Origin of the sequence: Aminipila butyrica, assembly GCF_010669305.1 — a bacterium.
Lineage (GTDB): Bacteria > Bacillota > Clostridia > Peptostreptococcales > Anaerovoracaceae > Aminipila > Aminipila butyrica.
This window is the reverse complement of sequence record NZ_CP048649.1, coordinates 298,488-310,829: the sequence shown is the minus strand read 5'-3', so window position 1 is coordinate 310,829 and position 12,342 is coordinate 298,488. Positions and strand designations below refer to the sequence as shown.

The 12,342-nt window shown below is 48.6% G+C and carries 11 protein-coding genes; 9 read left to right on the top strand and 2 right to left on the bottom strand.

Translation table 11 applies throughout. From position 1 onward, the window contains the following. Window positions 1-7: 7 nt before the first annotated feature. The 4 genes from Ami103574_RS01455 to Ami103574_RS01440 are packed head-to-tail and all read left to right on the top strand — an operon-like array spanning window position 8 to window position 3,579. Window positions 8-505: a LeuD/DmdB family oxidoreductase small subunit gene (locus tag Ami103574_RS01455; RefSeq protein WP_163064976.1), complete on the top strand. Its 498-nt coding sequence runs from the start codon at window positions 8-10 to the stop codon at window positions 503-505. A gap of 1 nt (window position 506) precedes the next feature. Continuing rightward, window positions 507-1,757 (top strand): 3-isopropylmalate dehydratase large subunit, encoded by a 1,251-nt coding sequence (locus Ami103574_RS01450; protein ID WP_163064975.1) that lies wholly within the window; start codon window positions 507-509, stop codon window positions 1,755-1,757. 36 nt (window positions 1,758-1,793) lie between these two features. After that, entirely contained in the window at window positions 1,794-2,294 is a 501-nt protein-coding gene (locus Ami103574_RS01445; RefSeq protein ID WP_163064974.1) for a LeuD/DmdB family oxidoreductase small subunit, read from the top strand. A 10-nt stretch (window positions 2,295-2,304) separates the two neighbouring features. Further along, window positions 2,305-3,579, top strand: a complete 1,275-nt coding sequence (locus Ami103574_RS01440; protein ID WP_163064973.1) for a 3-isopropylmalate dehydratase large subunit — start codon at window positions 2,305-2,307, stop codon at window positions 3,577-3,579. 133 nt (window positions 3,580-3,712) lie between these two features. Here the strand turns inward: Ami103574_RS01440 and Ami103574_RS16135 are convergent, their stop codons facing one another. Continuing rightward, entirely contained in the window at window positions 3,713-3,826 is a 114-nt protein-coding gene (locus tag Ami103574_RS16135; RefSeq protein ID WP_408609101.1) for a stalk domain-containing protein, read from the bottom strand. 11 nt (window positions 3,827-3,837) lie between these two features. Then, a complete protein-coding gene (locus Ami103574_RS01430) occupies window positions 3,838-6,444 on the bottom strand; it encodes a diguanylate cyclase (RefSeq protein ID WP_163064972.1) in 2,607 nt (868 codons plus the stop codon). Between the two features lie 391 nt (window positions 6,445-6,835). On the opposite strand from Ami103574_RS01430, the gene aroF reads away from it, so the two are divergent. From aroF to aroC, 5 genes are all read left to right on the top strand, one after another. After that, window positions 6,836-7,849, top strand: a complete 1,014-nt coding sequence (gene aroF, locus Ami103574_RS01425; RefSeq protein ID WP_163064971.1) for a 3-deoxy-7-phosphoheptulonate synthase — start codon at window positions 6,836-6,838, stop codon at window positions 7,847-7,849. Further along, window positions 7,850-8,692, top strand: coding sequence for a prephenate dehydrogenase (locus Ami103574_RS01420; protein ID WP_163064970.1), 843 nt, complete (start codon window positions 7,850-7,852; stop codon window positions 8,690-8,692). After that, entirely contained in the window at window positions 8,692-9,777 is a 1,086-nt protein-coding gene (gene aroB, locus Ami103574_RS01415; RefSeq protein WP_163064969.1) for a 3-dehydroquinate synthase, read from the top strand. Before Ami103574_RS01420 ends, aroB begins: the two co-directional genes overlap by 1 nt. Before the next feature lie 76 nt (window positions 9,778-9,853). Then, window positions 9,854-11,173: a 3-phosphoshikimate 1-carboxyvinyltransferase gene (locus Ami103574_RS01410; protein ID WP_163064968.1), complete on the top strand. Its 1,320-nt coding sequence runs from the start codon at window positions 9,854-9,856 to the stop codon at window positions 11,171-11,173. After that, window positions 11,163-12,335 (top strand): chorismate synthase, encoded by a 1,173-nt coding sequence (aroC, locus tag Ami103574_RS01405; RefSeq protein WP_246213179.1) that lies wholly within the window; start codon window positions 11,163-11,165, stop codon window positions 12,333-12,335. Before Ami103574_RS01410 ends, aroC begins: the two co-directional genes overlap by 11 nt. Window positions 12,336-12,342: the final 7 nt, after the last annotated feature.

Below are 12,342 nucleotides of genomic sequence, written 5' to 3'. Positions count from 1 at the left end.
GGTTCCGATGGGTACTATATTTAAATTTCACCATGACCTGGACACAGACCAGATCATTGCTTCTCAATATTTGCTCTTGCCCACTATTGAAGAAATGAAGGCCCACACCTTTGAATCACTGGATGCCGACTTTTCTAAGAAAGTTCGGCCTGGTGACTTTGTGGTAGGGGGCGACAACTTTGGCTGCGGCTCTTCCAGGGAGCAGGCCCCCAGCGTACTCAAGGCCCTTGGGGTTAAAGCGGTGGTAGCCCAGTCCTTTGCTCGAATCTTTTATCGGAATGCTATTAACATCGGCCTGCCGGTCATCGTATGCAAAGATTTATATGAACAGGTTTCCACTGGAGAAACGATGGAGCTGTTTCTGTCTGAGGGCTTGGTAAAAGCTGGTGGCCAGGAATATTCCTGCACCAAGCTGCCGCCCTACATGCAGGCCATCTTGGATAAAGGGGGCCTGATCGCCTCCTTAAATGAGGCTGAAAAGTCAACGAAGGGAGGTGAACAGTAATATGGGCATGACCATTGCAGAAAAAATTATTGCTGCCGCTGCCGGGGTGGAATCCGTAAAACCCGGCGACATCCACACCGTCACCCTCGATCGCATGATGAGCAATGACGGAACAACCCATTTAACCATCGACATGTACCACCAGCAGCTGGACCATCCAGCCATAGCCGATTCCAAAAAACTGGTATTCATCGTCGACCACAACGTGCCTGCTGACAATCCCAAGACAGCTGCCACCCACAAGAAGATGCGAGACTTTGCCCGAGAACATCAAATTGATTTCTGGGAAGGCAAAGGCGTCTGTCATCAGATTATGATGGAACACTACGTCCGCCCAGGGGAATTAATCTTTGGCGCAGACAGCCATACCTGCACCTACGGCGCACTAGGGGCCTTTGGAACCGGTGTAGGCTGTACGGACTTCTTATATGGCATGGTCACCGGCACTTCTTGGCTGCTGGTACCTGAAACGGTCAAATTTAACCTGACAGGCAAGCTGAGAAAAGGCGTTTATCCCCGGGATCTGATGCTGCATATCATCGGTCAAATTGGAGCCAACGGAGTCAACTATCAGGTCATGGAGTTTTCTGGTGAAGGGGCAAAAACCCTCAGTGTCAATGACCGCATGGTGCTATGTAATCTGGCCGTGGAAGCTGGGGCAAAGTCAGCCATTTTTGAGGCGGACGAGATAGCGCTTTCCTGGTTAAAAGACCACGGCCGCCAGCCGAAGCAAGTCTTTACCAGCGATGAAGATGCTCATTATATTTGCGAATATACCTTTAACTTAGACGATATCCAGCCTGTAGTGGCCCGGCCAGATTTTGTCGATGACGTCATTCCGGCTGCTCAAGCCTGCGGTACAAAAATTGACGAAGCCTTTGTAGGCTCCTGTAACAATGGCCGTATAGACGAGCTGCGGGTAGCCGCCCGTCTATTAAAAGGTCGGCAAGTGGCGGACACCGTTCGCTTTCTTATCGTTCCTGCCAGCAATGACGTGTATTTGCAAGCTTTAGAGGAAGGCCTCATGGAAACATTCATGGAAGCTGGTGCCATCGTCATGAACGCAAATTGCAGTGTCTGTTGGGGCAGCTGTCAAGGAGTTATCGGGGAAAATGAAGTGCTCATCAGCACCGGAACCCGAAACTTCAAAGGCCGGGCAGGCCATCCTTCCTCAAAGGTTTACCTCGCCTCAGCGGCTACGGTAACGGCTTCAGCCATCAAGGGCTTTATTGCCACCGAAGATCAACTGTAACTTCAGGAGGAAAAGTATCAAAGCGAGGAGTATCCAATGGAAACATTTAAAAGTAAAGTATGGGTATTGGGGGATGATATCGACACCGATATAATTATTCCTACCGATTACCTGGCTCTAAAAACCATCGGCGATATGAAGAAATACGCCTTTTCCCCTCTGAGGCCGGAACTGGCCGGACAGATTCAGCCGGGAGATGTGATTGTGGCAGGAAAGAATTTCGGCTGCGGCTCTTCCCGTGAGCAAGCTCCTGAAATTATAAAAGCACTTCAGGTGAGGTGCGTCATCGCCAAATCTTTTGCCCGGATTTTTTTCAGAAACGCCATTAATAATGGCCTTCTACTTATTGAAACCCCAGACCTCACGGAGCAAGTGGAGGAAGGCCAAGAGATAGAAGTATGCGTTAACCACTGTATCAAGTGCAACGGGAAGGAGTATCCAATCGCTTCTCTGCCTCAGAATCTAGTGGATATCATTCAGGCTGGAGGCCTCGTACAGGCCATGCGCAAGCGGAACGGCCTGGAGCCGCTGGAATAGGAGGTGCACAGTGGGACAGACATTGATAGAAAAATTAGTAACCCGTAATATCCAACGCCATGAAGAGCAGACCGGAATACATTCAGTCACCGCTGCAAAAGCTGGAGACATCGTCACCGTTTCTGTAGACCGAGTGATGATTCACGATATCTTTATTCCTTTTGTGGCTGAAAAATTTGAAGAGATGGGTTTCCCCAAAATATGGAATCCAGATAAAGTGGTGCTGATTTATGATCACTTGGTACCGGCCAGCCAGCAAGATGATGTACGGCACTTTAAAATCGGCGACGCTTTTGCAGCAAAGTACGGCATGAAAAATGTGCATCGGTCTGACGGCATCTGCCACCAGCTCATGACCGAGGCCGGATACGTAAAGCCCGGCGACGTGGTCTTCGGCACAGACAGCCATACCACCACCTACGGCTGTGTGGGCGCTTTCTCATCTGGTATCGGCTACACCGAAATGGCCAGCATCTTGGGCACCGGCTCCATGTGGATAAAAGTGCCAGAGACCATCCAGGTGAAAATAGAGGGAGTGCTCCCAGCGCAGGTAACGTCTAAAGACATTATTCTAACCCTAATCGGCGATTTAGGCGCTGACGGAGCCACCTATAAGGCTTTAGAATTTTCAGGAAGCACGATTGAAAATATGACCGTAGCCAGCCGTATGACTATGTCTAACATGGCCGTAGAAGCCGGCGCAAAATGTGCTCTCTTTACCCCGGATGAGAAGACGGCAGATTACTGCCAGATTTCGCTGACGGAACAGGAAACCGCCTTAAAGGGGGATACCGATGCCACCTATTGCCAGACCATAACATATAAAGCAGAAGATTTCGTACCAGTGATGGCCTGTCCATCTCAAGTGGACTTGATTAAGCCCGTATCCCAGCTGGCAGGAACAAAGATTGATCAAGTCTTTATCGGCTCCTGTACGAATGGCCGCTACGAAGATTTAGAGGCTGCGGCTCAGGTTCTTCAGGGCAAGACCATTTCCCCTTTTGTCAAGCTGATTGTCACCCCGGCCAGCCGCCAGATTTTCACGGAAGCCGCACAATCAGGCATCATTAAAACCTTAACTGCCGCGGGGGCCATCGTCACCCATCCCGGCTGCGGCCTCTGCTGCGGCCGGGCCGGAGGTATTCTCTCCGACGGCGAACGAGTGGTTGCAACCAACAACCGCAATTTCCTAGGGCGTATGGGGACCTCCAAGGTGGAGATTTATTTAGCCTCTCCAGTGTCTGCCGCCATGGCAGCCCTGAAAGGGGAAATCACCCCGCCGTAAAAAATATGACTTTCACATTTCTAATTAAAATAAGGGGCTGGATTAACATTTCTTCCTCCCCCAACAGAAAAAGCTGCCTTCTGTACACCACAGCCGGCAGCTTTTTTATTTGCAATTTTTATCTATGTACTTTTTATTCGGTTTCGCTGTTGAGAACTACCGTGTTGGTAGCCTGATCCCAAGTCACCTTATACCCATAAGCTTCAGCTAAATAGCGAACCGATGCATAGGTCCGGTTATCCTTGATAACAATTGATTTTAATGAATTTGATTCTTATTATAAACTACATACCGCCTTTTCCCATCCTTCTTGGCCTCGTACAAGGCTTCATCTGCATACTTATATAACACAGCGTAGTCGACCTCTCTACTAGGTGCAATGGCTGCTCCCACTGAGCAGGTGGTCACCAGACCATCCTTTTCAAAGACCAAACTAGTACAAATCTGTTCTGCTTTCTTGAGGACTCCCTCATAGGAGGTGGCATTCTTCATAAAAATGATAAACTCGTCGCCTCCCAATCGCCCGACGCAATCTTCGGTCCGAAAAAGACCGGTCAAACGGGTCGCAATCTCCATCAGCACTTCATCCCCATATACATGACCATGGGTATCATTGACCTGCTTGAAATCATCCGTATCTAGAATAATCAAGGCGCTGACCAAATCCTCCCGGTAGTCTTTTTTTAGAAACTCCTGCACACAAACCTGGAAAGAAGTACGGTTCAGCAAGTGGGTCAGCGGATCTCTGGAAGCCTTTTCCCTCAAGCTTATGGCTTCTTGTAATTTCTCCGTTACATCCTCTGCCAGCCCCACAGCCCGGACAGCCTTTCCGTGTCCGTCAAAAATGTTGGTCATCTTAATCTCTACCCAAATGTGATCATTTGTCCACTGACCATCCTCCTCTGCTTTCTTAAATTGAAACAGCCCTGTAGCAAACTTATCACCCTTTTGGATTTGCTGGAACATGGTCTCAAAGTCTCCCACTGAATTTGGGTGTACATAACCCGATTGGATAAACGTTTCCGGTGCGTTGTCTATGCGGTCATCGGCGCCCAGCCAGGACTTGCTCCCTCGGGTACGAATAACCGAATTGCTGGCCAAATCATAATCCCAAACCACCATATTGGTCTGCTCCAAAGCCAGATACATCCGCTCATCGCAGAGCTCTAATTCCTGCTTAACGTCCTTCTCCAATCTCTTGCTGAAATACAGCACTAGAGAGATACCCATCCAGAGAAAACAGATAACGAGGGCTGTCAGTATGGGATATTTATATACATAGTCAAAAAAACTTTCCTGGTATCCATCAAAGATGATATTACTAAAAACAATATTGTCGATTTCTTTAGGCGATATACTATTAATCGCCTTGTTTAAAATCTTATAAAAGACCACATCACTTTCCATCGGTATGGCGAAACAGACTTGATAATTAAAATCTGGCACCGCATAAGTTCTTATACGGGTATAGGCTGCTTGAGAAGCAAAGTAATTGGCACTATAAGTAGGTATGTAAGTAAGCTCCGCTTTACCATCGTTGACGGCTTCTACACATTCCTTTAAAGAATTGCAGTAAATCAGCTGCTCATAGCTCATGGTATCCTGAATTTGTGCTGTGAGAAACTTATCACGCACTACTGCCACTTTCAGTTTCGGGTCCTCATAGTTTTTTACATAGTACTGAGATATGACGCTGACCGGCAGATTCAAATAAGCCGAGGTCAGCCGGACTCGGTGCTCGGCCGCCCACTTGTAGTCCGCTCCAAAAGCCGGCAAGAGATCAATCTTATAGCTACCGTCCTCCTTTAATAAATCCCGAAAACTGCTGTAAGGTACTCCCTCAATTTGCACACCCATCATGTCAGCCACTTGCTGCAGAATATCCCCTGATATGCCCGCGATCTGCCCCTTCTTTTCATCGTAATATTCAATGGGAATAAACGCCTTATCCACACCAACACGAATCACCGGATGGGCTGCCAAATATTCCTGTTCCTCCTGGGTCCAGTTCACCTTCTCTCTTTGCAAGCGGGTATAATACTTTTTGTACAGGTCTGCTGAAAACTGTGGATTTTGCACTGCAATTTGATCCAATGCAGCAGACAACTCACCGCACAGTTGCTTCGCCCCTTTATTAGTTACGGCAAAAAAATCTTGAGCATTCAGACGCAGAAGTGCCCGCTCCCCATTAATTTGCCGCATATTGGTGGCATAAATGGCATCTATGCTGCGGTCCTCCAGCAAAGCTTCCTTCAGGGCCTCTACCGTAGAAAAGAAAACCGGCTCAAAAGAAAATTCCAGCTTCCTCCCATACTCCTGAAGCTGTCCGTCTCTAGACGTACCAGTCAGCATGCCCACTCGCAGCCCTTTCGACTGCTGTAATTCCTCCAAACTAGAAATGTCCCCTTCTGCCGCTACCGTCAAGAGGCCATAATCCTCTCCCAGTGGAAAATCAGGAAACAAAAAACGACCCTGGTTAACTGCCGTTTTCTCCACGTGACAGACCAAGTCTAGTTTGCCTTCCTCTAGTTGATTCAGGGCTTCTTCGTAGGTCATTCGCCGGGTGATGCCTGACTCAAGATCCTGAACCTGACCGACCAGTTCATACTCCCAGCCAGTATATTTAGCAATCTCCATCAAATATTCGTAGCCGTAGCCGCTGTAATACCCATCTTGGGATATATCGTTAAAGCCGTCCAATTGATAATATCCGACTCGTACCTTTTGGGACTCTTCATCTTCCGCGTAAACCTGATAGGCAAAAAAACTCCCTGACATGGCAAGAATCAGCGTCATCATTAGTGCAATGATATGTACCTGTAATTTTTGATATGGCATGACCTGATTACCTTTCAATCTAAGCATAAACGTTCCCTTATACTCTATTTCAAATTATACTGTTGACTTGTAAGCACCGTCAACGAACAAAAAAATATAATTTTCAAAAATATCTTTACATTTTCGCAGACCTGTTGTATAATCAAACATATTATTACATTTTTTTAGTGAACCGAAACAAAAAAAACGAAAGGGTAAGTCCATGAGAAACGCTATCAGCTGGGCAGTTGAATATTTGTACTTTAGCTTTACTTTCTACTTTAGAAGTAAGGCTTCTTTGAATTTCACTGCAAATATGGACACTCTAGTCTAGCGGAGTTAAAGGCTTCGCTGGAAAACAACAAGAAAATTAGAGTCCGCAGGTGAAATTCACCTGCGGACTTTTTTTATTAAGCAGAGAAATATGGAGGATGATAATATGGTAATTATTTTAAAGAATAACCCAAATCAAAAACAGTTAGACAATCTTTTGTCTTGGTTAAAGAGCATGGACTTGGGCATTCACATGAGCCAAGGAGCCAACACCACTTTAATTGGTCTCATCGGAGATACCTCCGGTATTGACATCGAACTGATTAATGCGCTGGATATTGTGGAAACGGTCAAGCGGATTCAGGAGCCATACAAAAACGTTAATCGTAAGTTCCACCCAGATTCCACCGTGGTAGATATTGCTGGCGTCAAGCTGGGAGGAGGCAACTTTCAGATTATTGCCGGGCCTTGTTCCGTGGAGTCCCAAGAGCAAGTCTCTCAGGTGGCCGTGGCGGTAAAGGAAGCAGGCGCAGGCCTATACAGAGGCGGTGCTTTCAAGCCTAGAACTTCTCCTTACGCTTTCCAGGGGATGCGGGCAGAAGGAATCAAACTTCTTCTGGAAGCCAAAAAGATTTCCGGTCTGCCTATCGTCACCGAAGTTATGGATATCTCCCATCTTCCACTGTTTGAAGATGTAGATGTTATCCAGGTAGGCGCCAGAAATATGCAGAACTTTGAACTGCTGAAAGAACTGGGTACCCTACGAAAACCCATTCTGCTAAAGCGCGGCCTTTCCAGTACCTTGGAAGAATTCCTTATGAGTGCGGAATACCTCCTGGCAGGCGGAAATCAAAATGTCATCCTCTGTGAACGAGGTATCCGAACCTTTGAAACAGCCACCAGAAATACACTGGATTTGGCGAGTATTCCACTCTTAAAGTCGATGACGCACCTGCCGGTTATTGTAGACCCAAGCCACGCCACTGGTATCGCCAAGTTGGTAAAGCCGATGGCTATGGCTGCGGCAGCTTGCGGCGCTGACGGCGTTATGATTGAAGTTCACAACGATCCGCCTCATGCCCTCTGCGATGGAGCTCAGTCTCTAACACCAGAGGCCTTCCAGGATGTGGTCAAAGCCATAAATGCCATCCTGCCTCACAGCTTTAAGGGGGACAATTAAATGAATATTGGAATTATCGGCCTGGGCCTCATCGGAGGCTCTATGGCCAAAGCCATAAAACAAAATACGGACAACGTTGTCTTAGGCTTCGACCGCCAAGACACCATTATAAAGAAAGCCCTGCTGATTGGTGCTATCGACGAACCTTTGACAGAAGAGCGAATCGCCGATTGTGACTTGCTGATTCTAGCACTCTACCCTCAGGCTACCATTGACTTTGTTAAAAGCCATGCGGGGCAAATTAAACAAGGCGCCACTGTCCTGGACTGCTGTGGTGTCAAACAGGTAGTCTGCCATGAGTTGGAACCTATCGCTGAGAAACATGGTTTTCTCTTTATGGGCGGGCATCCGATGGCAGGAGTAGCCCACGCAGGCTTCACTCATTCCAAAAAAGCTCTTTTTAATAACGCTTCCATGATTTTGACTCCTGCTATAGGCACGCCTATTGAGGATGTGCAGAAAATAAAAGTACTCTGTGAAAATATTGGCTTTACTAACACACAGATTTCCACCCCGGAAGAACATGACCGCGTTATCGCTTTTTCCTCTCAGCTGGCTCATGTCGTGTCCAATGCCTATATCAAAAGCCCTTCGGCCCTAACTCACAAAGGTTTTTCTGCTGGCAGTTATAAAGATTTGACCCGGGTAGCCAAGCTCAACGAAACCATGTGGACCGAACTGTTCCTGGATAATCCCGTATTTTTAGCGGAAGAAATCGATGGCATCATCGACCGGCTGAGTCAGTATAGTACGGCCATCAAAGAAAAAGATGCCGATGCCCTCTGCCAATTGCTGAAGGAGGGCCGGGAGCGGAAAATGGAAATAGACGGAGAGAAATTCTAATGAAAACGATTGCAATCCATGCATCTAAAACTTATGACATTCACATCGATAGAGGCCTTCTTGGCCATACGGGTCAAACAGTTTCAGCGGTTTTAAAACCTTGCAAATTGTGTATCATTACCGATAGCACTGTAGCTAAGCTCTACGGCTCCCAGGTGAGCAAATCCCTGTCAGAAGCGGGATTTGACATCCATCAGTTTGTCTTTGAACCAGGAGAAGGCTCCAAGACGTTGGCTACAATTGAGGCAATCTTGGAATATCTGGCCGAAAAGGAATTTACCCGCAGTGATGCCTTGGCCGCATTAGGGGGAGGTATCCCGGGTGATGTAGCTGGCTTTGCCGCTGCTTCTTTCCTGAGGGGCATTCCTTTTATTCAGATTCCCACTACTTTTTTAGCAGCGGTGGACTCCTCGGTGGGAGGCAAGACCGGCGTTAATCTGAAAGCGGGAAAAAACCTGGCCGGAGCCTTTTGGCAGCCCTCTCTGGTGCTCTGTGACTGCCAGGCCTTTTCGACCCTATCTCATGACACTTTTCTGGATGGGGTTGCTGAAGCCATTAAATACGGTGTCATCTTTGACCGCTCTCTTTTTGACCTGCTGGCAGCCAATAGCAGCAACCTCTTCACCGCTGCCCATACCGATGATCCCCATTCAATCCTTGCCGATATCGTAGCTCAATGCGTATCTAGCAAGCGGGACATCGTCATGGCCGACGAACGAGATACCGGAGTGCGCCAGCTACTTAACTTTGGTCATACCATCGGCCACGCCATTGAAACCTGTAGCAGCTATAAAATCACTCACGGCCACGCTGTAGCTATCGGCATGAAGATTGTGTCCAAAGCCTCATCTGTACTAGGCTTTTGCTCCTCAGACTGCGCTCAGCAGCTGGAAAAACTTCTGATTGCCTTTGGCTTTTCTCTGGACTGTCCATTCAGTGCAGAAGACCTGACTCATATAGCCCTTCGAGACAAAAAGCGGACCGGTGATACAATCACCCTAGTAGTGCCGGAGACAATCGGCCACTGCAATCTCATGCCGCTGCCGGTAAACCAGCTGGTGGATTTTATCCAGGCCGGCCTCTAGGCTGACACGGGCACGAGAGAGAAAAAACCTTATTTCGTTATTTCTATTTTAACCTGCTGACTACGGGAGACCTCTTATGAATATACTGATTCAACCAACCCCCCTCAAAGGAAGGCTGACCGCCATCAGCTCCAAATCTCACGCTCATCGGCTGATGCTGGCAGCAGCCCTCTGCTTGGAGCCTTGCTCGGTGCAGATTTCTCACATGAACGAAGACCTGACAGCCACCCAACACTGTCTGGAACAACTCAAGCATTCCCTTCCTCTGCTGGACTGCCACGAAAGCGGTTCCACCCTACGGTTCCTGTTGCCTGTAGCCATGGCCCTGAAAACCCAAGCCGTCTTTCTGGGTTCAGGGAGACTGCCTCAGCGCCCCCTATCCCCCCTGAAAGAGCAAATGGAGAACCACGGCTGCTCCTTTATTGCCGAAGATAAACTAGGAGTTTCCCTGCATTCAACAGCGCAACACATCTTCACGGTGAAAGGTCCCTTACAGGCAGGAAGATTTCACCTTCCAGGCAATATTAGCTCCCAATATATTACCGGGCTGCTCTTCGCCCTGCCCTTGCTGAAAGGCGACAGTATCATCCAGCTGACTTCCCGATTAGAATCCCTGGGTTACGTACTGCTGACTCTAGAAGTGCTAACTCTTTTTGGCATTGAGATTCAAGTTTTTTGCGAAGGCCAATCCGCTAGCAAATCAGCAAATCAAGGCCTAGATAATCTAACCGCCCAAGCCATATCCATACTCCAAGCCTCTCCGACGGAAGAGAACTTTTCTTTCCATATAAAAGGAAATCAAGGTTATCACTCACCAGGCGAAGTTACTGCTGAAGGAGACTGGTCTAACGCTGCATTCTGGCTTGTAGCAGATGCATTATCAGCCCAGAGCTGTCCATCTATTGGCTCAGCTGTCATCTGTGAGAGCTTAAACGCTCAGTCCGCCCAGGGAGACAAAGAAATCCTTGCCTTTATCCAGCAGGTTACCCAAGCGAAATCCGGACAGCTGCTGACTTTCGACGTGTCTAATGTACCAGATCTCGTACCTATACTGGCAGTCCTGGCCGCCTCCCGACAAGGCATTACAGAAATCACCAATGCTGGCCGATTGCGTATCAAAGAAAGTGACCGATTGGCCACTGTAAGAGAGCTCTTGGAAAATCTAGGGGGTCAGGTTCAAGAACTGCCAGAAGGACTGATTATCTCTGGCACGGGCACCCTGCGAGGGGGCACGACAGACGGACACAACGATCACCGCATCGTCATGGCTGCTGCGATTGCCTCCATCCTCTGCACTCAGCCAGTTACGATTACGGGAGCTGAGGCTGTCAATAAATCTTATCCCGCTTTCTTTACAGATTTTACCCAACTAGGAGGGCTTTGCCATGAGTGCTGACAACTATAAAAAAACGGAAGACCAAGGAGCGCGAGCCTATACGACCATTTCTTCCTCTTTTGGCACAAACCTGCGAGTTACCATATCTGGCGGTTCTCACGAGCCGCATATTGGCGTCACCATTGCCGGACTGCCAGCTGGTATACCTATTGATTTAGATCGAATCAGCCAATTTCTGGCTCGTCGCGCGCCCGGCAACAGCATCTTCGCTACACCTCGCAAAGAACCAGATATTCCCGAAATTATTTCCGGGCTTGAAAGTGGCAGGACTACAAATCAGCCGCTAATCGCTATTATCCGAAATACAAATATCCGCTCCCAAGACTACGGGGCCCTTCGAGATGTGCCCCGTCCAGGCCATGCTGACTATACAGCAGCCGTTAAATATGGCGGCTCTGTCAATATGGCCGGAGGGGGTCCTTTTTCTGCCCGGCTGACAGCACCCCTTTGTATCGCTGGCGCAATAGCCATCCAGCTGCTAGGGGGCTGCGGTATCCACCTGGGGGCTCATATCTATTCCGTGGGGGGCATTCAGGATCGGCCTTTCGATCCAGTGCGGGTCAGCCCGGCGGACTTTGCTTTAGCCCAGAACCGAGCGTTCCCGGTGCTGGATGAGGCCCAAGGCGAGGCCATGGGCGAGGTTATCCGAGCTGCGATGACGGATGGCGATTCTGTAGGAGGGGTGGTAGAATGCTGTGCTCTAGGGCTTCCAGCAGGTCTGGGCGGCCCCATGTATGACGGCATAGAGGGCCGCCTCTCTCAGATATTTTTCGGGATTCCTGCTGTCAAGGGAGTGGAGTTTGGCAATGGGTTTCAGTGTGCAGCCCTTTTTGGCTCTCAGAACAACGATGCCTTCTGCATGGAGGGCCAGACGGTCCGAACAGTCACCAATAATCATGGCGGTATCCTAGGCGGTATTTCTTCAGGTATGCCGCTAATCTGTCGGTTAGCCTTTAAGCCGACTCCGTCGATTTATCGAGAACAGTCCTCGGTAAGCCTCAGCCGTGGAACAACAGAACGTCTACAGGTGGCAGGCCGCCACGACCCTTGTGTAGTGGTGCGGGCCGTGCCCATCGTAGAAGCCGCTTTAGGAATAGGTCTATTAGATCTGTTCCTTGGAGAGAAGGCCTTACAGCAAAACATAGTGAATTTAGCAAATTAGTTTATGG

Coding starts and splice junctions, on each gene's coding strand:
- aroB (WP_163064969.1), top strand. CDS start 8,692: ATGAAAACGATTGCAATCCATGCATCTAAAACTTATGACATTCACATC.
- Ami103574_RS01420 (WP_163064970.1), top strand. CDS start 7,850: ATGAATATTGGAATTATCGGCCTGGGCCTCATCGGAGGCTCTATGGCC.
- aroC (WP_246213179.1), top strand. CDS start 11,163: ATGAGTGCTGACAACTATAAAAAAACGGAAGACCAAGGAGCGCGAGCC.
- aroF (WP_163064971.1), top strand. CDS start 6,836: ATGGTAATTATTTTAAAGAATAACCCAAATCAAAAACAGTTAGACAAT.
- Ami103574_RS01455 (WP_163064976.1), top strand. CDS start 8: ATGGGTACTATATTTAAATTTCACCATGACCTGGACACAGACCAGATC.
- Ami103574_RS01445 (WP_163064974.1), top strand. CDS start 1,794: ATGGAAACATTTAAAAGTAAAGTATGGGTATTGGGGGATGATATCGAC.
- Ami103574_RS01410 (WP_163064968.1), top strand. CDS start 9,854: ATGAATATACTGATTCAACCAACCCCCCTCAAAGGAAGGCTGACCGCC.
- Ami103574_RS01430 (WP_163064972.1), bottom strand. CDS start 6,444: ATGCTTAGATTGAAAGGTAATCAGGTCATGCCATATCAAAAATTACAG.
- Ami103574_RS01450 (WP_163064975.1), top strand. CDS start 507: ATGGGCATGACCATTGCAGAAAAAATTATTGCTGCCGCTGCCGGGGTG.